Annotated in this window: 18 protein-coding genes; 10 read left to right on the forward strand and 8 right to left on the reverse strand. The window is 55.5% G+C overall.

Annotation, left to right across the window (positions count from 1 at the left end):
- Positions 1-2 precede the first annotated feature (2 nt).
- The 5 genes from G491_RS0127325 to G491_RS0127350 all read left to right on the forward strand — a co-directional run bounded on the left by G491_RS0127325 (position 3) and on the right by G491_RS0127350 (position 7,603).
- Positions 3-1,109: an HlyD family secretion protein gene (locus tag G491_RS0127325; RefSeq protein ID WP_028316797.1), complete on the forward strand. Its 1,107-nt coding sequence runs from the start codon at positions 3-5 to the stop codon at positions 1,107-1,109.
- Positions 1,088-3,058, forward strand: coding sequence for an ATP-binding cassette domain-containing protein (locus G491_RS0127330; protein WP_028316798.1), 1,971 nt, complete (start codon positions 1,088-1,090; stop codon positions 3,056-3,058). The genes G491_RS0127325 and G491_RS0127330 overlap by 22 nt, the downstream gene beginning before the upstream one ends.
- Positions 3,055-4,209 carry an ABC transporter permease gene (locus G491_RS0127335; protein ID WP_028316799.1) on the forward strand — a complete coding sequence of 385 codons (1,155 nt, stop codon included), beginning with the start codon at positions 3,055-3,057 and terminating at the stop codon, positions 4,207-4,209. Before G491_RS0127330 ends, G491_RS0127335 begins: the two co-directional genes overlap by 4 nt.
- Entirely contained in the window at positions 4,206-5,366 is a 1,161-nt protein-coding gene (locus G491_RS0127340; protein WP_028316800.1) for an ABC transporter permease, read from the forward strand. Before G491_RS0127335 ends, G491_RS0127340 begins: the two co-directional genes overlap by 4 nt.
- A gap of 248 nt (positions 5,367-5,614) precedes the next feature.
- Positions 5,615-7,603 (forward strand): choice-of-anchor Q domain-containing protein, encoded by a 1,989-nt coding sequence (locus G491_RS0127350; RefSeq protein WP_028316802.1) that lies wholly within the window; start codon positions 5,615-5,617, stop codon positions 7,601-7,603.
- 53 nt (positions 7,604-7,656) lie between these two features.
- Here the strand turns inward: G491_RS0127350 and G491_RS0127355 are convergent, their stop codons facing one another.
- On the reverse strand, positions 7,657-9,360 hold the full coding sequence (locus G491_RS0127355; RefSeq protein ID WP_028316803.1) for a class I adenylate-forming enzyme family protein: 1,704 nt from the start codon (positions 9,358-9,360) through the stop codon (positions 7,657-7,659).
- A 16-nt stretch (positions 9,361-9,376) separates the two neighbouring features.
- A complete protein-coding gene (locus G491_RS0127360) occupies positions 9,377-10,258 on the reverse strand; it encodes a MaoC family dehydratase (protein WP_028316804.1) in 882 nt (293 codons plus the stop codon).
- A 2,055-nt stretch (positions 10,259-12,313) separates the two neighbouring features.
- Between G491_RS0127360 and G491_RS0127365 the strand changes: the two genes are divergently transcribed.
- The gene (locus G491_RS0127365; RefSeq protein ID WP_028316805.1) at positions 12,314-12,808 is read left to right on the forward strand and encodes a hypothetical protein; all 495 of its coding nucleotides are present in this window, start codon (positions 12,314-12,316) and stop codon (positions 12,806-12,808) included.
- Between the two features lie 147 nt (positions 12,809-12,955).
- Here G491_RS0127365 and G491_RS0127370 read toward each other — a convergent pair whose 3' ends face one another.
- From G491_RS0127370 to G491_RS0127400, 6 genes are all read right to left on the reverse strand, one after another.
- Positions 12,956-14,044: an FAD:protein FMN transferase gene (locus tag G491_RS0127370; protein ID WP_051327561.1), complete on the reverse strand. Its 1,089-nt coding sequence runs from the start codon at positions 14,042-14,044 to the stop codon at positions 12,956-12,958.
- Positions 14,044-14,889 (reverse strand): FAD/NAD(P)-binding protein, encoded by an 846-nt coding sequence (locus G491_RS0127375; RefSeq protein ID WP_015949768.1) that lies wholly within the window; start codon positions 14,887-14,889, stop codon positions 14,044-14,046. Before G491_RS0127375 ends, G491_RS0127370 begins: the two co-directional genes overlap by 1 nt.
- A 15-nt stretch (positions 14,890-14,904) precedes the next feature.
- Positions 14,905-15,960, reverse strand: a complete 1,056-nt coding sequence (locus G491_RS0127380; RefSeq protein ID WP_028316807.1) for a 4Fe-4S dicluster domain-containing protein — start codon at positions 15,958-15,960, stop codon at positions 14,905-14,907.
- A 23-nt stretch (positions 15,961-15,983) separates the two neighbouring features.
- A complete protein-coding gene (locus G491_RS0127385; RefSeq protein WP_015949770.1) occupies positions 15,984-16,931 on the reverse strand; it encodes a 4Fe-4S dicluster domain-containing protein in 948 nt (315 codons plus the stop codon).
- A 1-nt stretch (position 16,932) separates the two neighbouring features.
- Positions 16,933-17,364, reverse strand: coding sequence for a hydrogenase iron-sulfur subunit (locus G491_RS32870; RefSeq protein ID WP_015949771.1), 432 nt, complete (start codon positions 17,362-17,364; stop codon positions 16,933-16,935).
- A gap of 61 nt (positions 17,365-17,425) precedes the next feature.
- Positions 17,426-20,455: an FAD-dependent oxidoreductase gene (locus G491_RS0127400; protein WP_157468646.1), complete on the reverse strand. Its 3,030-nt coding sequence runs from the start codon at positions 20,453-20,455 to the stop codon at positions 17,426-17,428.
- 588 nt (positions 20,456-21,043) lie between these two features.
- Between G491_RS0127400 and G491_RS0127410 the strand changes: the two genes are divergently transcribed.
- The 4 genes from G491_RS0127410 (at position 21,044) to G491_RS0127425 (ending at position 24,660) form a co-directional block, all read left to right on the forward strand.
- Positions 21,044-22,807 (forward strand): 4Fe-4S dicluster domain-containing protein, encoded by a 1,764-nt coding sequence (locus G491_RS0127410; protein ID WP_028316811.1) that lies wholly within the window; start codon positions 21,044-21,046, stop codon positions 22,805-22,807.
- A gap of 78 nt (positions 22,808-22,885) precedes the next feature.
- Positions 22,886-23,755, forward strand: a complete 870-nt coding sequence (locus G491_RS0127415) for a CoB--CoM heterodisulfide reductase iron-sulfur subunit B family protein (protein WP_015949775.1) — start codon at positions 22,886-22,888, stop codon at positions 23,753-23,755.
- Positions 23,756-23,770: 15 nt separating this feature from the next.
- Positions 23,771-24,160, forward strand: a complete 390-nt coding sequence (locus G491_RS35785) for an FAD-dependent oxidoreductase (RefSeq protein WP_015949776.1) — start codon at positions 23,771-23,773, stop codon at positions 24,158-24,160.
- Between the two features lie 29 nt (positions 24,161-24,189).
- Positions 24,190-24,660 (forward strand): NADH-quinone oxidoreductase subunit NuoE family protein, encoded by a 471-nt coding sequence (locus G491_RS0127425; RefSeq protein ID WP_015949777.1) that lies wholly within the window; start codon positions 24,190-24,192, stop codon positions 24,658-24,660.
- The last annotated feature ends 130 nt before the right edge of the window (positions 24,661-24,790 follow it).

Below are 24,790 nucleotides of genomic sequence, written 5' to 3' on the forward strand. Positions count from 1 at the left end.
CAATGGGCAATATGGTGAAAGCCGTTTTGGGATTCATAGCAGCAGCGTTGATTGTCGTTGCAGCAGTGTATTTCGTTCGTTTATCAGGGCGGGAAACCCTGCCTGAGGGTTTGGTCCAGGCAAACGGGCGAATAGAGGGAGACAGGATAACCGCGGCGGGAAAGTTTGCAGGCAGGATCCTGGAGACGACAGTCAAAGAGGGGGATTGGGTGGAAGCCGGCCAGGTCATGGTCCATATGGACGACGCACAGGTCCAGGCCAAGGTGGCGCAGGCAAGGGAAGCCTATGAGGCGGGATGCGCCCAGGTGCGCGCTCATGAAGCGATATTGGCGGCCATGGACGCGGAGATTCCCATTGGGGTGGAAGCGGCGAAAGCGGGCGTCGAACATGCGGAAGCGGTTATGGGCAAAGCCAAAGCGGTGATGGAGCAGGCTGAAAAGGACGCGGAAAGATTTCGGGAACTGGCTGAGCGGGAAACCGTATCCAGGCACGAACTGGAAAAAGCGGAGCTGGGCCTGTCGGTCGCCAAGCAGGATTTTTTTTCGGCGAAAATCGGCGTGGTTGTCGCCCGCAAGCAACTGGCCCAGGCGATTCTGGGCTTTGAAAAAATCAAAGCCAAGGAAGAGGAGGTGAAAGCCCACAAGGCGGTGTGTCAGCAGGCTCAGGCCGTGGTGTCCGAGGCGGAAAGCGTGATGAACGATCTGACCATCCGGGCGCCCTGCAAAGGGGTGGTCATGGAAAAAACCGCCAACACGGGAGAGGTGGTTTCGGCCGGATCTCCGCTTTTCGGCCTGGTGGATTTGGATCAGCTCTACTTGAAGGCCTACATCCCTGAAAAGGAAATCGGCAAGGTCAGCCTGGGCCAGGAAGCCATGATATACACGGACGCTTTTCCGGACCAGCCCCTGCCCGCCAGGGTGACGTACATCGCCTCTCAAGCGCAGTTCACGCCCAAGGAGGTGCAGACCCCGGACGAGCGAGTCAAGCTGGTCTATGAGGTCAAGGTCTCGCTGGACGACAATCCCGGCCGCAGGTTCACGCCGGGCTTGCCGTCGGACGTGGTCATCCGCTGGAAAAAGGAGATCCCATGGGCAAAACCGGTGTGGTGACCCGCCCTATCGTTGAAGTTGTGGACTTCCGAAAGTCCTACGGCCGAACCAGGGCGGTGGACGGCGTGAGTTTTTCCGTCATGCCCGGAGAGATATACGGCCTCATAGGCCCGGACGGCTCGGGCAAAAGCTCGATCATGAAAGCCGTCGCCGGGGTGCTGTCTTTTGAATCAGGCAGCGTGACCGTTTTCGGCCAAAAGCTGGTTTCGGAAAGCGCTGCGGAGTCCATCAAGCAGCGTTGCGGATTCATGCCCCAGGGATTGGGCTTGAACCTGTATCCGGACCTTTCCATTGAGGAAAACATCGATTTTTTTGCTCGCTTGAGGCTGGTCCCCAGGCAAAAGCTGAAACAGACGAAAAGCCAGCTTCTCGCCATGACGCGCCTGGAGCCCTTTCGATCCCGGCCCATGAAAAAACTGTCCGGCGGCATGAAGCAAAAGCTGGGCCTTGTCTGCACCCTGATCCACGAGCCGGACCTGATCATTCTGGACGAGCCGACTACTGGGGTGGATCCTGTTTCGCGCCGGGATTTCTGGAAGATTCTTTCCAGCCTGCTTAGGGAAAAAGGCATTACAGCCATCGTTTCCACCGCGTATATGGACGAGGCGTCCCGGTTTCATCATCTTAGCCTGTTTCATCAGGGAAAGATTCTTGCCAGGGGGGATATGGAAAGCATCACCGGCAAGGCTGGCGGCGCCATGGTGATATTCAAGACTCCCGACCAGCAGGCTGCGTTGTCCAAACTGGCGGGGCCTCCGTTTATGGCCCAGGCCTCGGGGGAGTGGATCAGGGCCTACAGTCCAAACCAAAACCAGGAAGCCATAGACCATGTGGCCCAGGTCCTTGAGGGCGCGCCGGTTTTTGAAGCATATTTGCAGAAGCCCAACCTGGAGGAGGCCTCCATTCATTTGCTGAGCGACCAGGACGGCCTGGGCCTTAAAGCATTTGCGGAAGCGGAAGAGAACGAGCCGCGGGCCGTTTATCCTCCCGGAGGGCCGATCAACGTAATCCAGGCCTCGAATCTGGTCAGGAAATTCGGCGATTTTACGGCTGTGGATCACGTGAGCTTTTCCGTAAAAAAGGGAGAGATTTTCGGACTGGTTGGCGCCAACGGGGCGGGCAAGACCACGGTCATCAAAATGCTCACAGGCATCATGCCGCCCACGGAGGGCCACGGCAAAGTTGCAGGCGGGGATATGAAACGGGCCGCACGCTATATTAAGCAGAATATCGGCTATGTGTCCCAGGCCTTCAGCTTGTACCAGGAGCTTTCCGTCCGGGAAAATCTCCGCTTGTACGGCGCCATATACGGCCTGCGACCCTTAAAAGCCCGGCGCCGGGCCAACGAGTTGGCCGCCATGATGGGCCTGGGCGCTTATATGGATAAGCAGGCAGGGGACCTGCCCATGGGATTGAGGCAGCGCCTGGCCCTGGGCTGCGCATTGGTGCACAGGCCCACGATTCTGTTTTTGGACGAACCTACCAGCGGCGTCGACCCCCTGGGACGAAAGCGTTTTTGGGAAATCCTGCATAAGCTGGCGCGCGTCGACGGGGTGACCATTCTCATCACTACCCATTACATGAGTGAGGTGGAAAACTGCGATCATGTGGTGATTATGCACGCAGGCCGGGTGGTGGCGGACGACTCGCCCGAGCAGTTGAAAAAGGACACGCAAGCGCGTGCGGGCGAAATGCTGGAAGTCCACACGGACCAGCCTTTACGCACCTTGGGGCTGCTGGAGGATTATGGATTCGACGGCGTGGGTCTGTTTGGAAAAAAGGTGCACCTGCTGGCCAAGGACCCGGTTGCTGCGGAGAAGGCCATCCGGTCCCTTACCGCTGCAAACGGGGTGCTGCTTTATTCCATCCAGCCCATGCCCCTGGGCATGGAAGACGTATTTGTCTGCCAGGTGTTGTCCCTGGAAAAGGCTAGCAGGGAGGCGGCATGAACATCCAGCGCATAGCGGCGGTCATGCTCAAGGAATGGCGGGAGATTGTCCGCGACAGGCTATTTTTCATCCTGGCCTTTGTCGTGCCCGCCAGCTTTATGCTTTTGTTCGGCTACGGCCTGTCCATGGACGTGGAGGACATCCCCATGGCGGTGCTTGACCAGGATAACACGCCCTTAAGCCGGGACTACGCCTATCGGTTTATGGGTTCGCGTTATTTTGACTTTAAAGGCATGACTCCGAGCCTAAAGCAGGCGGAGCCCTTGCTGCTGGACAATAAGCTGCGGCTCATACTCATCATCCCGGACAAGTTTCAGGAAAACATTATTGCCGGCAGGACCGCCGAGGTGCAGACCATCATTGACGGCACCTTTCCTTTCCGCGCCCAGACGTCCAAAGGATATGTGGCGGCGATCAACGGAGAGGCCAACATGGAGCTGCTGGCCAAGGTCCTGGCAAAAAAGGCGGGCATGACGCAGGAAGCGGCCAGGGAGGCGGTTCAGCCGGTCAAACTGGCCGTGCGTTATCTCTACAATCAAAGCTGCCAGAGCATCTGGTCCATGGCGCCTAAAATCATGATGGTCATTCTAATGATTACGCCGCCGTTTTTGACCGCCTTGGGCATTGTGCGGGAAAAGGAAACCGGCTCCATTTACAATATCTACGCCTCCACCGTAACCAGACCGGAGTTTTTGTTGGGCAAGCTGACTCCCTACGCAGTCATTTCAGTCCTGAACATGCTCATCCTCTGGCTTTTTGCAGTGCGGCTTTTCGGCGCACCGTTCAAGGGCAATGTTGTATTCTTTTCCCTGGCGTCCATATTGTACGTGGTGTGCACAACCGGCATAGGACTGATCATTTCCGTATTGGTGCGCACCCAGACGGCGGCCATGGTCATGACCGCCATTCTGACCATTGCGCCATCCGTCTTGTATTCCGGCGTAATCATTCCCGTATCTTCCATGGGGGATGCGGCCCAGTTCGCGGCGTCCACCCTCCCGGCGACCTATTACACCGAGGTGGTCCTGGGTTGCTTCTTAAAAGGAGTGGGGTGGAGCATTTTGTGGTCCCGCATCGCCATATTGGGAATATACGCAATAGGCCTTTTTTCCATAGGCTACGTCATGTTCAGCAAGAGGCCGAGTCGATGAAAAAGGAAACCAGCGCAGCTTTTATCTGGCTGCAGAGGCATGCGGCGATGATCCGGAAAGAGCTTGTTCAGCTTTTGCGTGATAAACTCCTTGTGTTTTTTTTGATCTATGCCTTCTCCATGGATATCATCCTGGCCGGGGGCAGCATTTCCCTGGATTTGAAGAACGCCAGCCTATGGGTGCGCGACCTGGATCATAAAGTGGAATCCCGGGAGTTGATGCAGCGGTTTCAGCCGCCTGCTTTCAGGCTGAAGGGCGGGGTGGACAACGCCCATGAGATTCAAACCATGATGGACAAGGGCGAAGCCATGGCCACCCTGGATTTTGGACCGGGTTTTTCGGAAAATATCCATAAGGGGCGGCAAGCGACAACCCTCATGCAGGTGGATGCCACCAACTCGGTGCTTGGGACGCTTGCAGCCAGTCACGCCTCGCACATCGTGTTTCAGTTCAGCCTGGAAAAGGCCCAGGAAAGGCTGGCAAAGGCCGGGGCGGCCTCCGGCGGAACGCCTTCCATCAGGGACGCCCACAGAGTCTGGTTCAACCCCAATCAGCGGGATTCGTGGTTTATGTCCATCACGGAGTTGCTGACCATCATCACGGTTTTCGCGGTCATGCTGCCGGCCACGGCCATGGTCCGGGAAAAGGAGCGGGGCACCGTGGAGCAACTGCTGGTAAGCCCCCTATCCACGTGGCAGATCATGCTTCCTAAAATCCTGTCCATGACCTTTGTGATTTTGCTGGGGACCGCCGTCAGCCTGTTTTGCGTAATACGGCCCATATTCCACACGCCCATCAGGGGCAGCCTGCCGTTGTTCTTCGGGGTTACCGCCCTATACGTATTCACAACCTCGGGGCTATCTCTCTTTATTTCCACCTTGGCAAGAAACCTGGCCCAGGTGGGCCTGCTGACCATTCTGGTGCTGGCGCCCATGCTTTTTCTATCCGGCGCGTGGACGCCTCCGGAAGCCATGCCGGGATGGCTGCGGTTCGCCATGGTGGTTTCGCCTCTGCATCACTACATTGATACGGGCTTCGGCATTTTGCTTAAGGGAGCGGGCATGGAAATTCTATGGGATTCCGTGGGAATGATCGCCCTGATCGGCGGAATTATGCTGTCCGTGGGCGCATGGCGATTCAGAAGGCAGTTTCATTAATAGGCAAATAGCGTTCCATCAGGCGAAGGCGGTTGGATAGGGCCGCTTTCTCCTGCAAGGCGGCCGGGGCGAATCCATGTCCCCTTGCCCCGGTCGCCGCACCATTTTCAGGAAACACTATCCCACAAGCCCCGGTCGCGAACATCCTGACTGACCTGTTTCCCTCCCTTTCCTCAAAAAAAATCTTTTGGCCTAAATTTCGCATGCTGTTTTATAAACTTCATTATCACCCTTGGACAGGAGATTACATGAACCGGTTTGGACGACTTTCTTTCATCATTTTGCTGCCAGGCATCCTTTTCCTTTGCGCCTTAAATGGTCATGCCGCCACAATCACGGTAACTAACGCCAGCGACTCAGGGGCCGGATCCCTTCGGCAGGCCATTGCCGACGCCGCCTCCGGCGATGCAATCAATTTTGACGCCGCCGCCTTCCCGGACGCCCAAACCGGCGTTATTCTATTAAGCAGCGGCCAGTTGTCCATTGACAAAGCCTTGACCATTGACGGAGACGGGCGAGTAACCCTGGACGGGAACAACGCCTCCAGAGTGCTTTACATCTCCTACAGCACGGAAACCCATTTTATCAGCGTCAGCCTGAAGGGCTTGAGGATCATCAACGGCAGCGCCGATTACGGCGCCGGGGTGTATTGCATGGAGCACCTTACCGTGGAGGACTGCACCTTTTCCGGCAACCAGTCCACCTTGGACGGCGGGGGACTGCATGTCTATTACGGCATTGGCGCCGTCTCCAACTCCCTGTTTTCCAATAACCACGCCCTGGGCTCCTCCAACGGCGGGGGTATGGCGTTGTCCAACCAATGCACCTACACCATCAACCAATGCACGTTCACCGGCAACACGGCGAACGGAGGCGGGGGCGTATATGCGGGCAGCGCCAACCTGATATTGACCAATTCCCTGCTGCAGGGCAATCAGAGCGGCGGCGGAGGCGGGGCGGTCAGAAGCTATACCTCCACAACCAAAATCATCAATTCCACGTTGTCCGGCAACAGCAACACCAATAATGTTTTCGCCAGCGCAATGCGAAACCATTTCAGCGAAATCCGGATTTATAACTCGACCATAACCGCGGGAGGCCAGGGCGTAGGCGCCATATCCAACCTCAGTTCCTCCTGCGCCATCACCAGCACGATTATCGCCGGCAACGAGGGCGTAGACATCCATTGGGTGACAGGCGATATCCAGACATATCCGGTTACGCTTTCCCATTCTCTGGTGGAAAGCGTGGATACGTACACGGTCACGGACGGCGTGAACGGAAACATTGTGGGCCATGCGCCGGAACTGGCCGCCCTGGCCGACAACGGCGGCCCCACCCTGACTCACGCCCTGCTATCCTCCAGCCCGGCCATTGACGCCGGTTCCAATGAACTGTCCCTGGCTTATGACCAGCGCGGCCAGGGTTTCGCCCGCACCCTGGGGAGCGGCGCGGACATGGGCGCCTATGAATTCGGAAACCAGCTTATTATCAAAGCGGCCGGCGCCGGCTCGGGAAGTCTTTCCACCGATCCCGCCGGAATATCTTTTTTCTATCCGGACGCTAACTCCGCCGCCGCCGTGTTTCCCTCAGGCGTTGTCACTGCAACGGCTTCAGCCAACCCCTATTGCGTCGCATTCTGGGACAAAGGCCAGGCGCAGAACGGCGTATTACGCGGAGACGGATCAAACCAGGCGTCCTGCTACATTCCTTCCATTGGCTTGGAAAAAACCATTACGGCAACCTTTGTTTTTGCAGATTCCGACAATGACGGCCTTTTTGATAAGGACGAGGACAAAGACATGGACGGAGAGATTGATCCGGGCGAGACAGACCCCAATGATCCGGATTCGGATAATGACGGCGTTCAGGACGGTACGGAACTGGGGCTCACCCTGGACGATGTAGGCGTCTCCACGAATTTGTCGTTTTTTCAGCCGGATTTGGACCCGGAGACCTCTACCAATCCCTTGGTTCAGGATTCCGATGGAGACGGCGTAAACGACGGCGCCGAGGACGCCAACCATAACGGCAGGATGGATCTGGGGGAAACGTCCGCAGCCAGAAAATCCGGGGACGTCAACGCAGACGGCATGCTTTCCATGGAGGACGCCATCCTCGCCGTCCAGGATCTTGTGGATAAACCCTATGCCGCCAAAGAGCGCTATGCGGACGTTGACGGGGACGGCGCCGTCTCTCTTGCGGAAGCCCTTTTTGTGCTGCAAAGCCTGCAATAAAAAAAGGCCCGGCGGAATTTCCGCCGGGCTTCAACCAACTGTAATTTAAGAAATCAGGCCTTATCCCAGCCGCCTTGGGCGCGAAGGCTTTCGATCACTTCCAAGGCGTTGGCCTTCAAGGCCATTTTGTCTACTTTAGCGGTGCGGGTGATGGGAAAGGGCTCGTCCCCGGGCCAGATGACCACGTGCTGGGGCCGTTTATACGAGGCGATTCCCTTGCAATGCTCCATGACCTCTTCCGCAACAAGATCCTTCCCCGGCTTGGGCTGCACAAAGGCCAGCAGTCCTTCGTCAAACATTTCGTGGGGCGCGCCCACAACCTGCGCCACAGCCACTTTTTCCAACCGGGCGATGTGGTCCTCCACCTCATCCGGGAACACGTTGTACCCCTTTTGCTTGACGATGAACTTTTTCCTTCCTGCCAGGCGCAAAGCCCGGTAAGAGCCCTTGTCCTGGAAAAAGCCCAGGTCGCCGGTGTACAAAATGCCTTCCTTGGAGACCGTCTTGGCGGTTTCTTCCGGCATGTTGAAATATCCCGCAAAAACAATGGGCGGATGATAGCAGATCTCGCCCATTTCGCCGTCGGGAAGCGCCTCGCCGGCCGTCCCGTCTACGTTCATGGGCTTGCGGATGCTCACCTCAGCCAGATCCGCAAAGGCCTGCCCGACTTGGCCCACCATTTCCTCGGGGGATATGCCCTTGGGCGTCATGGTGGCGAACCCGGCGTTTTCCGTCATGCCGATGCCCGTGTAAAATTCCGGGGCCATTTTGGAAAGCCTTTGCAAAAAAGGCAGGTCCGCAGCAGCGCCCGCGTACACAACCCGTTTCAGGCTGGACAGGTCGTAATCGTCGTATCCGGGAACCGCCCAAAGCATACGAAACTGTGTGGGTATCATCCCCAAGAAATTCACCTTATGCGCCTGGACCGCGTCCAGGGTGGTCTTGGGATCGAAAATCATGAGGCAGACCGCGCAGCCGCCCAAAGCAAAAATGGTCATGAAGCACTCCGTCACGCAGGCCACGTGGCTGGGAGGCAGGTTGATCAAAATGCGGTTGTCGTCGTCCAAGTTGCAATTCACTCCCCGGGCCAGCACCTCGTTCTGCACGATGATGCATTCATGGGTGAGCAGGGCCGGCTTGGGCGCTCCCGTAGTGCCTGTGGTGAAGATGATGAGCGTCGGCGTTAATGGAGTGACCGCCCGCCAGGCTTTTTCCAGGGCTTGGGTTTGCTTGTTCGCCTCCACCAAAGAGGCGACGGCTTCGGGGTCCAACAACAGGGGCAGGCTTTTGGCGCCTTCCATAATCTCGTCGTCCCCAAAGCCGAGCGGGGCCTGCACCAGATGCTTGATGGAAGGGCAATTGTCAAGGGCGGCTTTGGCGGCCGTGGTGAAATCCCGCAACGGGGTTTTGCCCAGGATGAACAATATGCAGGGATCGATTTTGCTTAAATCCCGCACCACCTCCTGATCCTGCAGACGCACGTCCAAGGGCGCGCAGATAGCGCCGATGCGGGAGCAGGCGTACATAAGGGCCATATGCTCCGGGCTTAAAAGCATCATGGTGGCCACCCGGTCTCCGGCCTGGACGCCCATGGCCAGCAATTGCAGGGCCAGAGCGTCGGACATCTCCTTGAATTGGGCGTAAGTTACTTTTCGGCCCGTCTCGTGCTGGATCATCACCTCGGCTTCAGGCTTTTTTTCGGCCCAGTGATCCACATAGTCATTAAGAAGCGGCAAGCGGATAAAATTTTCGCTCATGGCTAATCCCCCTTTGTCATTGGTTTTTGCAAACCATCAACCCTTTGCGAAGCACCGGCTTTCCGGCCTCCCCCAGGACGTCAAAATAATAGTTCATTCCATTTTCAGCGGCCTTTTTGTCCAGGAGCCGCACTGTTATCGTAGAGCCGGGAAGCACCATTCCGGAAAATCTGCAGCCGATCTCCAGGATGTTCTCCGGCGCAGCTTGCGCGTCCATCTCCAGCAATTTGCTGATGGACAACGCCAGGGTCGCCGTGCCCTGGACGATAATCCCGGGTAGGCCCACGCTGGCTGCAAATGCAGGCGAAGTGTGGATGGGAAAGACAATATCGCTGCACCCGTCGTAGATGTACGGCAGCACCTCGCTCGCAAAGACTTCTCCGGTCTGCAGGGGCGCCTGCTCCTTCGGGCTGTCAAAGTCCTTTGGAACGCCTTCCAGGCTGGCGCCCTGGTCCTGGCATTCCACGCCCCGCAACATGCCGCCGATATGCTCCGTGAACACGGGCTCGCCGTCTGCGTCCATCGCCTCGTAACGCATGATGATTCGGGTTCCCGCCCTATGAGGCAGCATGGCGGCCACCACGCCGTATATGGTTAAATCCAGGCCCGGCGTCAGGGGCTTGTGCAGCCGGATGTGCTCGGTGTGATGCACCTGCATCAGGAGCGCCTCCTTGGGGAAGTCCGTGGCTTCCAGGTCTCCCCCCATATTGGTGCACAAAGGCCAGGTGACCGCCACCGGAAACACCGGATGGGCGATGACGCCGCCTTCCCTGGAATCGTCCAGATAGCAGGGCAGGGCGTCCCCCAGGGCGGCGGCGTAATTGGTGGTCTGTCGCTGGGTAATGGTGGTTTTATAGGGCTTTAGTTTGGTTCCCGTGTACTTGGATGATATCTGCATGGCTCCTCGCTATAAAAAACAATGTTTCGTTCATTTCAAATTATCGAAACATTGTTTCGATGTCAAGATCAAAAGGAAGCAGTACCCGCCCACATCGTCCTTCCATGGAGTCCGGCCCCAAATATAGCCCAAGTATCCGGCCGTGCATGGCAAGATTTAACCCATGCTTTTCAATACGCAATGTAGAATCAGGGCTTGCCCTGGGTAATGACGCGCACCGCGCGTCAAAAAAAGGCGCCCACAGGGGGGGCGCATCTACACTGGATCTTGATGCTGTGTAGGCTGAATATAGACTTTGCCTCTTATGACGTGTAGTTGCAGGCCCCCGTGCCTGCCAGGGTATGCGCTGCGCGCATCCCAAGCGAAGCAGTCCGTTCGGACAGGCAATCGAGCAAAGTGCTACCTAAGGCCTCTCCTCCCACGGTAGGCTATGCAGTGCCATTGCGCTCGTTCCCATGGTCCCCGTGGGAATGCATACCGCAGCATCCACAACCATTGAAGATGAAGGCTTCGGAGGCATGCGTCGAAACCCAAAAAACAAGGAGTCTATCAAGGCTGTCCGCCTGGCGATCTCGTGGAGTTCCGATAATTCAATGCGCCGGTAATCAAACACCAACCCGGTAATGGCAACCTGATAGCCCCTAAGCAACTCCCATATGCATTCCCACGCTGGAGCATGGGAACGAGGTCTTGACCTATGCCTTCCGCCCGCCAACCTTCCTCAATTCCTACCATCTGTCCCGGCCGCGCCTTTTGGCCTATCGGCCCAGGCAAAAAACCGCCTTGCCTGGGCCGCCCATCTGAATGGGCGTCATAGTGGGGCTTGCCGAGGTGTAGGATGGCTTCATCCTCCATGGTCGAGATGCAATGTAGAATCAGGGCTTGCCCTGCGGAGTGTAGATTCAGGGCTTGCCCTGCAGAAGACGCGCCCTGCGCGCTTCAAACAGGCGCCCCAAGGGGCGAAGCTACAATGTTTATTCGCTAGTGTCTGCCACAACGAAGATGCAGGTTTATGATTTGAAGTTGCAGGCCCCCGTGCCTGCCAGGGGATGCGGCATTAGCATCTCAACCGAAATAACGCGTTCCGACAGGCATTCCAGCAAAATGCATCAATCGTTTTGGGTGGCCCAGGCAGCGTCGTTTGCTGCCTGGGCGCGGAGCACAGTAGGTACGACCTTCCCAGTAGGTAGAATCCAAAAATTCTTCTGCGAACGAGCGTTTTTCCTTAGAGCAATGTAGCGTCAGGGCTTGCCCTGCAGAAAAACGCGCTTTGCGCGCTTCAAAAAAAGGCGCCCCAAGGGGCAAAGCTACAATGAATATTGACACCGCATGGGCTGTATATAGACGCTGCCGTTTATGATATGTAGTTGCAGGCCCCTGTGCCTGCCAGGGTATGCGCTGCGCGCATCCCAAGCGAAGCAGTCCGTTCGGACAGGCAATCGAGCAAAGTGCTACCTAAGGCCTCTCCTCCCACGGTAGGCTATGCAGTGCCATTGCGCTCGTTCCCATGGTCCCCGTGGGAATGCATACCGCAGCATCCACAACCATTGAAGATGAAGGCTTCGGAGGCATGCGTCGAAACCCAAAAAACAAGGAGTCTATCAAGGCTGTCCGCCTGGCGATCTCGTGGAGTTCCGATAATTCAATGCGCCGGTAATCAAACACCAACCCGGTAATGGCAACCTGATGGATCTTAAACAACTCCCATATGCATTCCCACGCTGGAGCATGGGAACGAGATTTTAACCAGGGCCTTCCGCCCGCCAACCTTCCTCAATTCCTACCATCTGTCCCGGCCGCGCCTTTTGGCCTATCGGCCCAGGCAAAAAACCGCCTTGCCTGGGCCGCCCTCGTATAGTAAAAAGTGTTGATGTTATTAATAGGTTTGCTGCCCAGAAAAACCCATTGAATCCAGGTGTTGGAAACTGCGTCATATAGACTGATGGTAGTGCGCCATGATCCTTCTCGGCCATCTTATTGGCCAGGCTACGCCCGGAATTGCATGCCGGGACAACTGGTCGGCATTTTTTGTGTCGTCAAAGAAAGGAGTTTATAATGGATTGGAAGATTGCAATTGCGATAGCCGGATGGTTAACTGCTATTGTAACATTCTATTTCAACTATCGGTTATCCATTAAAAAGAATGAAGATGAATTACTGGAAAAAACATTGAGTTACTTTCTGAAAGGGGCTTTAGCTAGGTCGATTGGGATTAGCTTGGTCGAAGGAATTTGGTTTAAGCGAAAGGTTAATTTGGAAATAATACTTCCGGTTCTTGTCGGCCAAGCAACATTTTTACTAACAGAGGCTGATGAGTATTCTCCTGATAGTAAAAATCTAATTCGGCTATTGAGACTAATTGAAAAGTGTTTACCCTATGCCTCAAATAGGATTAATGAAGTTTCAGAGATATTAGACACATTAATACTTGCAACCCGTTCTGAAAAAGGTGTGCCAATTTCCAAAGAAGTTTTAAAGTTATGGTATTCAAAGTTCAATAATGGAAAAGTTGATGTATTCGAAAATGCAATTAGGAAAATAACCAAATAAATTTGCAGGAGAAAATAAAAAAACTGATGGAGATGAAGTGATACAAAAAACCCCTGGATTATTTAAAATCCAGGGGTTTCTTAATTTGCATCTATGCAGGCGGGCGGGGCGATGACTGGCCAATCGCCTTTTGCGCGGCGCAATTGATTATGCAGCGCTTTTCCAGCCTTTGGTGGCGGTCTTTTTATTGATCCTGCTGATGACGAGGGCTTCGCAATCGGGCAGGGTTTCAATAAACTGGGTCCCCTTGTGGGAGCCCATGACAAACACCGTAGTGGACAAGGCGTCGGCTGTGGTCACGTCTTTGGCCCAGACCGAGGCGGAAGCCAGCTCGTGCGGGCTCATGCCGTCGGTGGGTTTGACGATGTGATGGTACAGTCTTTCCTTGTCAAAATAGATTTCGTAGTTGCCGGAGGTTGCGACGGCGCCGTTTTGCATACGGATTTTATCCGCATAGGCGATGTCTTTGTCCGGGTGGCGGACGGCCACGGTCCAGGCGCGGTCAGAGCCTTTCCCGCCGATGGCGCGGATATCGCCGCCCGCGTTGATGAGGGCGTGGGCGATGTTTTCCTGCTCCAGGGCTTTGGCGCCGGCGTCGATGACATAGCCTTTGGCGATGCCGTCCAGAGTGACGCCCATGCCGGGCTTCATGAGCCTGGCGGACCGGCGTTGCATCAGTTTGCCGTCCTGGACGTCGAGCTGCAGCATGCCGCCGTCAACCAGGGCCACGGCTTCTTCAATAGCCTTGGTCGCCGGGACCTTGCCGGTCTTGCGATAAGTTTCCTGATACAGATCCACCACGGGCTTGACGGTCACGTCAAAGGTTCCGCCCGAGATTCTGTGGTAGTAATTTGCAGCCGTGAGCACCTGAGCCATTTCCTCGGGCATGCCGTCGATTTTGCCGTCGCGGTTAAGCGCGGCCACGGGGGATGCGGAGTCAAAGCGATCCAGGAGCCTGGTCACCCTTTCCATTTCAGCGTAGGCCTTTTCAATGGCTGCGTCCGCCTGATCGACGGACGGATGCATGACCGTGATGGCCACCAGGGTGCCCATGGTGTTTTTGGTGCGCGTTACTTTATGCAGGCCTTTATCAAAGGCCAGTGCTTCGGAAACAGGCATAACCGTGGTTGCGGCTACTCCAACGCCGAGCATGCCGGAGATCTTCAGGAAATTCCGGCGGTCCACTTTCCTGTCAAAAGGTTCAAACATCACTTCCTCCCTGAAATGCCTTGGCATTAATACTCCTTGGGGATGCTGTTAAGCTCCTCAAGGGTGAATACAGGGCCGTCTTTGCAGACAAACTCTTTGCCGATATTGCAACGGCCGCACATGCCTATACCGCATTTCATCCGGTTTTCCAAGGACATGATGATATGATCGTGCTTATAGCCCAATTTGTCCAGCACAGGCTGGGTGAATTTGATCATGATCGGAGGTCCGCAGACGATGGCGAAGGTGTCGTCATCGCCCTTGGGGGCCTTTTCCTCGGTGATGGACGGGACGAAGCCCACGTTGTACTTCCAGTCGGGATCGTCCGTGCCGTCCACGGTGATATGCATGTTGATGTCGTCCCGGGCTTCCCATTCGGCAAGCTCGTCGCGGTACAGGAGCATGCCGGGCGACCGGGCGCCGTAGACTACGTGGATGTCCCCGAACTTTTTCCGGTTTTCCGGATCCAGAAGCATGACGATGCTGGAGCGCAGGGTGGTGAAGGCGAAGCCGCCGCCGATGATGACGATGTTCTTGCCTTCCATGCGTTCCCAGGGATACCAGTTTCCCAAAGGACCGCGGATGCCCATGATGTCGCCTTCCTTCATGTTATGAAGGGCGGTGGACACAAGTCCCACCTTGTTGACGGTGAACATCACGTAGCCTTTTTCCGTGGGAGAGGAGGCGATTCCGATGGGGATTTCGCCTTTTCCGGTGACCGACAGTTCACCGAACTGGCCGGCCTTGTACTGGAATTTTGCCTCGTCTTCAGGATTCACGTAGACGAATTTAAATGTCTTAAGGTTTCTGTCCTCAGTCTCGATAGTCGCTTTGTCTATCCGGACCGGGATTGGCAGATATGGATTTTGCACCGTGTTAATCCCCCTTTATGCGCATTCTTTGCCGGGTTCAAACCGGTTCATCAGATCACAAACCCTGCGGATGTCTATGTTTACCGGGCACTGCTGGACGCATCTTCCGCATCCTACGCAGGCGATCCCGTTCTCGTACTTGTCCACATAGTACTTCAGCTTGTGCATAAAGCGCTGGCGCACCCTGGCCGTTTTGTTGGGCCTGGGGTTGTGGCCGGTGCCATGCTTAGTGAACAGGGCGGACATGCAGGTGTCCCAGTTGCGCATCCGGCAGCCGTCGGTTCCCTGAACCTCATCCTGGATGTCGAAGCACCAGCATGTGGGGCAGAGGTAGGTACAGGTGCCGCAGTTGATGCACGCAAAGGCCACGTCTTCCCAGAAATCCGCGTCGTAGAGTTCGGTGGTGACCTTGTCGCCCAGCTTATCGGTTTCGATCTTGGACGTGATTTTTGCTTCTGCAGCCTTGGCGGCGTCGTCAATGGCGCCGGCTTCGGCCGATCCGTCCTGGTCAAAACCCGCTTTGCCCACCAGGGCCTCGCCTTTCTCCGTCATCACTTTGGCCAGGTAGTAATCGCCCATGTCAGCCAGAAGCACGTCCGCGGAGGAATCGTCGAAAGGACCGGTTCCGGCGGAGGTGCAAAAGCAGGTGCTGCACGGGTTGTTGCAGGCCAGGGCGACGGTGGTAAGGGCGGCGCGGCGCTGCACCCACCAGGGATCCTGGTATTCGGGATTGTCGAAGTTGATGTTTACAAGGTCGATGGCCTTGACGTCGCAGGGCCTGATGCCCAGGATGGCCCGGGGGCTGTAATCCTTGGGGATTTCCTTGTTCACATGATGATCGGGCTGGTTTTCATCCAGGGTGTACTCGAACATGGTCTCGCATTGGGGGTACACCACGGATTTGGGAGACATACGCGTATTCACGTAGTCCAAATCCGGCATCTGGCCCTTTTCCAAGGGCGCGAAGTTATGAAAAGCCCCCTGCTTGACCGGTCCGTACAGGCTGTAATCTCCGGAGAGCTTCCCTACGCCTGATTCCCAGTCTTTTTTATCAATTTTAATGACACGCATATGCTTGCCCCTTATTATCGAATCTATTTGATAAACTCATCCGGGTCCTCTGGACGGTAAGTATCCAGCGGAGGACGCACGTCCAGGCTCATGCCGGCTTCCCAGTCAAAGAGTTCCTTGCAGTCCTTTTCCAGTTTTTTGGTGAACTGGCGGACGGGAATGCCCACCGGGCAGGCTCGTTCGCAGGCGCCGCAGTCGGTGCAGCGGCCGGCGCAGTGGTAGGCCCTCAAAAAGTGGAATGTGCGGGTGTCCGTTTTGTCGACGCTTTTGCCGACCCACTGAGGCTGGCTTTCGTCCACAAAACAGGTGGGACAGTAGCACAAAGGACATGCATTCCGGCAGGCATAGCAACGGATGCATCCGTCAAGCAACTGCTCGAAGTGGTTCCAACGGGCCTCGGGGGCCATGGCTTCCACCGCCTTGACGTCTGCGTAACGGTCTACATCGGTTTGTTCTTCCACCGGGTCGGCGATCACTTCATCAGAGATCACAGGATTTCTGTGAACGCAGATGGCGCAGTTGTCCTGGAGCATTTCCTGCTTGTCCAGAACCTCTTCGTACCCGTCGCCGGTTACCGTGATTTTTCCGTCAGCTTCGGAAACGGAAAGGATTTCCTTGCCCACGGCAAGACGGACTTTGCGGCGGTCAACCATGCCGGTGCAGGGAACGCCTATGATGTACAGTTGCTCCCTGGTGATTTGGTTTTCCACAATATGCGTGACGATGTTGCGGGAGTCGCATCCCTTCGCCACCACGCCAATTTTCTCCTTGCGCTTCGGCAAGTAGTTGGCCAGGTTCACCCCGCAACTGGAATCCCAGATGAGTGCGTCAACCTTGGCCGCATCCTTGACAAAACACGGCTCATTGATCAAAGGCATGGTTCCTTTCCTGAACCCAATGACCATGTCCACCGTGCCGTCATCAAGGAGTTTTTTGGCAATCCCCCTGATTTTCTCAGCATATTCTGACATCTCAGGCTACCTCAACCTTTTCCTTGATGAAATGTTTCGCTGGGCCTAGGGCGCGAACTTCCTCGGTGACGCGGGTGACCACGTCAACGAACTTGGTGGATTCCGCAGAGGAGATCCAGGAAAAATGAATTCTTCCGGGCTCAATCCCCATGTGCTCCAGCAGGTTTGTAAAAAGGGCGAATTTCCGACGTGCATAAAAATTACCTTCCAGGTAATGACATTCACCCGGATGTCACCCAGACACCCAGACGGCGTCCGCCCCTTTTCTAAAAGCTGCCAGCGCAAACTTCGGGCTCATTCTACCAGTGCACGGAATGCGAACCACACGGATGTTAGCTGGATATTGCATCCGGCTGACACCGGCCAAGTCCGCCGCACCGTAGCTGCACCAGTTGCATAAAAAAGCTACGATTTTGGGTTCCCAATCGGCCATGCGTTATCTCCTTTTAAGTCTGTATAAGTCGGGGCCTAAGCCCCGACCATAATATAAGTTGCTATAATGCGTCAATCATCGCGAGAATTTGGTTGTTGTCAAACCCGTTCAAGTGTATGGCCCCGCTTCTGCAGGAAGCCACGCACAGGCCGCAGCCTTTGCAAAGAACGGGATTGATGCTCGCCTTGCCCGCAAAAGGCCCTTCCGTGGTGAAGGAAGGCGCGGAATACGGACACAACGACACGCACACGCCGCACTCGCTGCAATTGGCGGGCGAAGTGACGGCCACGGTTCCGCTGGTGAAAATTTTCTCCCTGGCCAACAGGGTCACGGCGCGGGACGCAGCCGCCTGGGCCTGGGCCACGGACTCGTCAATGGGCTTGGGATAGTGGGCCAGGCCGCACAGGAATACGCCGTCAGTGGCGAATTCCGAAGGTCCGAGCTTGGCGTGGCGTTCCACGTAATATCCCGTGTCATTGAGCGGAACCTTGTAAAACTGGGCCATCTTGCTGTTGTCAGGAGGCGTGATGGCCGTCGCCAAAGTCAAGGCGTCCAGGGGGATCTCCACGTTTTGCTGCAGCACGTGGTCCTTGACCTGAACCGTCAAATTCCCATCGTTTACGCTAACTATGGGCTTGTTGTCAACGCTGTATCTGATAAACAGCACTCCGGCTTCCCGGGCTTTCTTGTACAAAAGCTCTCTTTCGCCGTATGTGCGGATGTCCCGATACAGGATGTAAACGTTCGCGTCCGGGTTTCTTTCCTTCAGGGCGATGGCGCTGTCCACGGAGTGGGTGCAGCACACGCGGCTGCAGTAGGGACGCCCAGGCTCGCGGGATCCGACGCACTGGATGAAAGCTGCGGATTGGATTTTGTCCAGGGCCGGGTCGTTCTCCTTGAACAGCTTGTCCATTTCCAGGCTGGTCCTGACCCGCTCGTCCTGTCCGTACAGGTACTCGGTGGGTTTGGATTCATCAGCGCCGGTGGCCACGATGGCCACGCCGTATTCCAGGGATGTTTCCTTGTCCTTGCCCTTGAGGGTGGAAGTGAAGTTGCCCACGAAGCCGTCTACGCTGGCCAGTTCGGTTTCCATGTAGACGGTGATGTTCTCGTTATCTTCCACTTCCTTGATCATCTTGGCCACATTCTCCTGAATGTCCTCGCCCTTCCAGGTTTTGTGCAGGGCCAGAGCCTTGCCGCCCAGTTGGGAGGACTTTTCAATCAAATGCGTGGGATAGCCCTGCTTGGCCAGGCCCAGGGCCGCGGCCATGCCGGCCACGCCGCCGCCGATGACCAGTCCGTTGGGATTGACCGAAAGTTCGGCCTCGGCCAGGGGAGCGATGAGCGCGGCCTTTTGCACGGCCATGCGCACCAGGTCCCTGGCTTTTTCCGTGGCCAGGTCGGGCGTTGCTTTATGAACCCAGGAATCGTGATTCCTGATATTGGTCATTTCAAACAGGTACTTGTTCAAACCTGCGTTGATCAGGGTTTCCTGGAACAGGGGTTCGTGGGTCTTGGGCGTACAGGCCGCCACCACGATGCGGTTCAGGTTCTTTTCCCTGATCAGCTCCGCCATGCCGTCCTGGGTGTCCTGGGAGCAGGAGTACAGGTTCTCGGAGGCGTATTCCACAAAAGGCAATGTCTTGGCGTATTCCACCACCGAGGGCACGTCCACGACGCCGGCGATGTTGATGCCGCACTTACAGACGAACACGCCGATCCTGGGCGGCTCGCCCTTGATGGCCTTTTCTTCCATTTTCTCCTTGGACTTGGTGCAGGTATTCCTGGCGGAAGCCAGTACCTGACCGGCGCAGGAAGCCGCCGCGCTGGAGTCCACAACCGCCTGGGGAATGTCCTTGGGGCCTGCAAAGGCGCCGCAGACGTAAATACCTTCCCGGGAAGTGGCTACAGGGCTGAAGCTGTCCGTATCGGCGAACCGGTTGGGGCCCAGGTTCACATCCAGCTTGCCGGCCAGTTCCACCAGCTCCGGAGAGATGTCCAGGCCCACGGAAAGGACGACCATGTGGAATTTTTCCACTTTGATCTTGCCGTCTTCCGTCACATACCGCATTTCCAGATCCTTGGTTTCAGGATCCTCCGTGATGGTATGAACCCGGCTTCTCACGAAACGGACTCCCGCCTTGTTGCGGGCGTTGTCGTAAAAAGTCTCAAAGTCCTTTCCATGGGTTCTCATGTCCATGAAAAAGATGGAGGCGTCCAGGCTGTCCCCCTGGTGCTCCTTGGCGATGACCGCCTCCTTGATGGCGTACATGCAGCACACGGCGGAGCAGTATGGGTTGTCGCACTTGTTCATGTCCCGGGAGCCGATGCACTGGAGCCACGCGATTTTGGTGGGCTCTTCCCCGTCCGAAGGCCTGGTCACATGCCCGTGCGTGGGACCGGAGGCCGAAAGAATGCGCTCGAATTCCAGGGAGGTGACCACATTCTTGTACTCGGAGTACTTGTAAGAGTCCAGGCCCTGGGGATCAAAAGGCTTGAAGCCGGGGGCCAGAACCACGGAACCAACTTCCAGGGTTACCTGCTCGGGTTTTTGGTCATAACGAATAGCCCCTGCAGGACACACCTTTTCGCAGTTTCCGCATTTATCCTTTTGGAGTTTGATGCAGTATCTGGCGTCAATGGCGTACTTCAGAGGAACCGCCTGGGCGTATTCCACGTAAATGGCTTTACGTTTGGAAAGCCCTGTATTGTAGTCGTCAGGAATCTTTTTGGGGCATTTTTCAGCGCATGCGCCGCAACCCACGCAAAGATCCTGATCCACATACCGCGGCTGTTTGGTGAGGTTAACGGAAAAATTCCCAACCTCGCCGGAAATGCTTTCAATTTCTGTTTTTGTCAACAATTCGATGTTCAGATGCCGGCCGACCTCGACCAGTTTGGGCGAGATAATTCACATCGCGCAATCGTTAGTGGGAAAGGTCTTATCCAATTGAGCCATCACACCGCCGATGGACGGCCCTTTCTCCACCAGGTACACATAATACCCGGACTCGGCAAGGTCGAGGGCCGACTGCATGCCGGCTATACCCCCGCCCACTACCATTACTGAACCAATGACGTCTTTAGGCATGGATACTCTCTCCTTAAAGGTTATTTATTAAAAGGTATGTTCATATGGAAGACGGAAAACACGCAGCCTGACGCCCGGCCCGGAACCGGGGGCGCCGAATCGTTCGCAGGCCCCTCCCTCATGCCGCCAACCGCTTGTAAACATTCAATGTTTTGCTTTTTTAAAAAATCGTCTCCAGGATTTCTTACAAAACGTAGGAAAAGTTACAGATTAGCAATACGATTGTCAACGAAAATCGGTTTTGAGGGCCTTTGAGGCCCCTCCACTTTCTTAAGAAAATGGGCCTCTTGGAACAGGGCGGGTTCAGAATAACATTTAATTGCATGATGGGGCGCCTAAAGCCCAAATATGTGTAACGGCCATTAAAACACCCCATGAAAAAAAAGGCGTGACATGGAAGGCGAATTATGACATATTCCACCCTTTCATCAACCGGTTTTCCGCCGCTCGTGAAAATCGATTTCTGAAAAGGCTTGAACTCAGGTTGAATTGTTGACTAAGCTGCTGGGAGTAAGGCTTTCCGGCCTTAGCTGAATAATATGGACCCTCGTTAATTTCGGGGGCTGGTTACGGGAAAAAGGAGAAAGCATGTTATTCGGTGACAAACTGCTTACCGTGATATTCTACGCCTCGTTGGCTGTGTTTGTCTTGGGTACTCTTTATAAGGTCTACGGGTGGTTTAAAGCGAAGGTCGGCGCTCAGGCGCCGGACGCTGCTCCCGGAGAACGAATGGGCGCCGCTTTCAAGGGCGTTGTGGGAATGATTTTCAGTAAAAAGCTGTTCACCTTTCTGGAAGCTCTTGTCCTGGATGTGATTTTGGGCCGGCGTCAGTTCCAGGTGGACAAAATGCGTTGGATCATGCACTCCATGATCTTGTGGGGCTTCACCTTGCTGGTGATCTTCCATGCCTTTGGAAATCTGGTCAATCCCTGGTTTGTGGGAGAGTATTACTCCACCCTCAATCCGTTCTGGGTGCTTAGGGATGTCTTCGCGGTCATGGTGTTCGTAGGGATCATCCTGGCCATCGTACGCCGCGTCGCCAAAAAGAGCCCTCGCCTCAGTTCCAGCCCCATGGACATTTACGCCATTATAATAGTTACCGTGATCATGTGCTCCGGCGTTTTGTATCAGGCCGCTCAGATGACTTCCTATTCCATGTTTGTGGAAATGGTGGAGGATTGGGCCGGCTTGGACATGATGGACGACGAAGAGGATGTCCAGGCCATCGAGGCTTTCTGGGTAGCCAATTACGGTTTGGTTTCCCCCAATATTGAGGAGCCGGACCCGGACATGGTGGAAATGGGAATCGACGCCAATGACAGCTATTGCGCGTCCTGCCATACCGCTTCCCCTAAAGCCTTTCTGAGCTACGGCTTCGCCAAGATGCTCAGCCCCATGGCCGGCGTCTTGGACGGCTCCCGCAATGCTCTGAAATACCTGCATTTGCTGGCTTGCTTCCTGGGCTTGGCTTATTTGCCTTTCTCCAAGATGTTCCATCTGGTTTCCACGCCCATCAGCCTGATCGCCAGCCGCGTGATGGACGAGAATTCCCTGCCCGAGAACATCGCCACCAGGCAGGCCATGGAATTGGACGCCTGCGTCCATTGCTGCACATGCAGCAACACCTGTTCCGCCATGATGGCCAGCGTGACTTCCGGCAACAAGCTGGTGCTGCCTTCCGAAAAGATGCAGAGCCTCAAGAAATTGGCCAACGGCGGCGAGCTTAACGCTGATGAACTGGAAGCCGTGAGCTACGGCGTATATATGTGCACCAACTGCAACCGCTGCACCGCGGTCTGTCCATCGGGCATCATTCTTAAGGACCTGTGGATGTCCATTCGCGAATCCCTGATTCAGAAGCAAAAGGCCCAGCCCATGGTTCTGACGCCTTTGTCTTTCTTCCGCGGCTACAACCGCGCCAGGATCGCCCCGGAAACCTACGGCGCCCCGGCTCAAAAAGCCCAGGAAGCCGTGGCCGGCAAGTTCGAGCAACTGGCCGCCAAGGACGCCTCCATAGACATCACCCAGGCGTCTTCCGCAGAGGCCAACCCCATGTTTGCCTATTGCTTCGGGTGCCAGACCTGCACCACGGTTTGTCCTGTGGTGGGCAGCTTTGAGAATCCCGAAGAGGAACTGGGTTTGGTCCCCCATCAGATCATGTGCTCCCTGGCCATGGGCCTGGAGGAAATGGCTTCCGGCTCCAAGATGATCTGGGACTGCCTGACCTGCTACCAGTGTCAGGAGCATTGCCCTCAAAAGGTTCCGGTTGCGGACATCCTTTACGATCTCAAGAATATGGCCGCAGCCCGGGTGCTGCCCGAAAAGCAGACCGAGAGCAGGAAGACCAAGTAGCATCAGGGCTTCCCGGGCGGACTCCGCCCGTATAGATAAAAGTTATTACGAACAACCAGGCAAAATAGGACATAGATTATGAACTACGCATTGTTCTTGGGATGCAATATTCCGGCGCGGGTCCCCCAATACGATCAGGCGGCTCGTGCAGTGCTGAACAGACTGGGCGTCGAGGTTCTGGATATACCGGATTTCAATTGCTGCGGATATCCCATGCGGGACACGGATTCTCAGGCCTTTTTGCTTTCCTCGGCCCGGAACCTGGCTTTGGCCGAACAGTCGGGCTTGGATATGATGGTGCTGTGCAAATGCTGCTTTGGCGCCCTCAAGGCCGCAAGCTACGCATTGGCGCAGGACTCGGCCCTTAAAAATGAAATCAACGCCTTGCTGGAGCCGGAAAAACTGTCTTACCAGGGGAACGTGAAAGTAAAGCACTTCTTTTCCGTGCTCAAAGACTCCGTGGGCCTTGACGAAGTGAAAAAGACGGTGGAACGGCCTTTCCAGGGCCTGCGCATAGCAACCCATTACGGGTGTCACGCCCTGCGCCCCAGTTCCATCACGGAATTTGACGACCCCGTCAATCCCAGTTTGTTCGATAAACTGGTGGAGGCCACCGGCGCCGAAAGCGTGGATTGGGCGGAAAAAACCGATTGCTGCGGCGCTCCGCTCATGGGCGCTAACGATGAGTTGTCCCTGAAGATCACCGGGAAAAAGCTCAAGGGCGCACGCAAGGCGGGAGCCCACTTTTTGTGCGTAGGCTGCCCCTATTGCCATATGCAATTTGACACGGTGCAGGCTTCCTTTATAAAATCGGAGCCGGGCAAAGGACCGATGGCGTCCATCCTGTATCCCCAACTCCTGGGCCTGTCCATGGGAATTGACGCCGAGGACCTGGGGTTGGATAATAATTGTTTGGACATCAGCAGCATCAAGCTGTTTCTAAAATAAGTAAAGGAGAAAACGATGGCTGACCAGACTGTAGGTTCGGTCCTGGTGGTGGGCGGCGGAATTTCCGGCATGCAGACCGCCCTGGACCTGGCCGATTCCGGCTATTACGTGTACTTGTTGGAAAAAAGTCCGTCCATTGGCGGGGTGATGTCTCAGTTGGACAAGACCTTCCCCACCAATGACTGCGCCATGTGAATCATCTCTCCGAAACTGGTCGAGGTCGGCCGGCATTTGAACATAGAGTTGATTACATATTCCGATTTGGAGTCCGTGGAAGGAGCTCCGGGAAAATTTAAAGTCAAGGTTCGCAAAAGAGCGCGCAGCATCAGCACGGAACTTTGCACGGGTTGCGGCGCTTGCCTGGATGCATGCCCGGTTACCAATATAGTCAATGCTCCGGCCTGATTCAAAGCCGGACAAAGCCTAGGTGCAACATGAAAAAAACAGATATTGACTGGCCCAAGATCACAAAGATCGTTCAAGACTACAACTCCGACCCTGAATGCCTGCTCATGATCATGCAGGATATCAGCGACATATACAACTATGTGCCGCCCGAGGTCATTCCCGTTCTGGTGGAAAAGCTGGGCGTCAGCGAAAGCCTGATATACAGCGTGGCGACCTTCTACAAAACCATCAGCCTGGAGCCCAGGGGCAAATACATCATCAACGTGTGCACAGGAACCGCCTGCCACGTTCGCGGGGCCGAGAAGATCACCAATGCTCTCGCGGAGGAACTGGGCATCGAAGAAGGCCAGACCACGGCCGACGGCATGTTCACCCTGGATGCGGTGCGTTGCGTGGGCGCTTGCGCCTCCGGCCCGGTGGCCATGGTGAACCACGACACCCACGGCGCCCTGAACCGTTCCAGCGCCCTGGAAATGCTGGATCAGTACAGGAAGTAATTGCTGCAAATTTGCAGCATGCAATTTTGTTTTTCAAAGGCCTGCGCTTGCGCGGGCCTTTCTTTTTTTTCAGGTTTGCTTGATTTCCAACCCCCGCCTATAGGATAATACAACCATTAATTATCCCGAA

The sequence above is a fragment of the Desulfatibacillum aliphaticivorans DSM 15576 genome, from assembly GCF_000429905.1.
Classification (GTDB): domain Bacteria; phylum Desulfobacterota; class Desulfobacteria; order Desulfobacterales; family Desulfatibacillaceae; genus Desulfatibacillum; species Desulfatibacillum aliphaticivorans.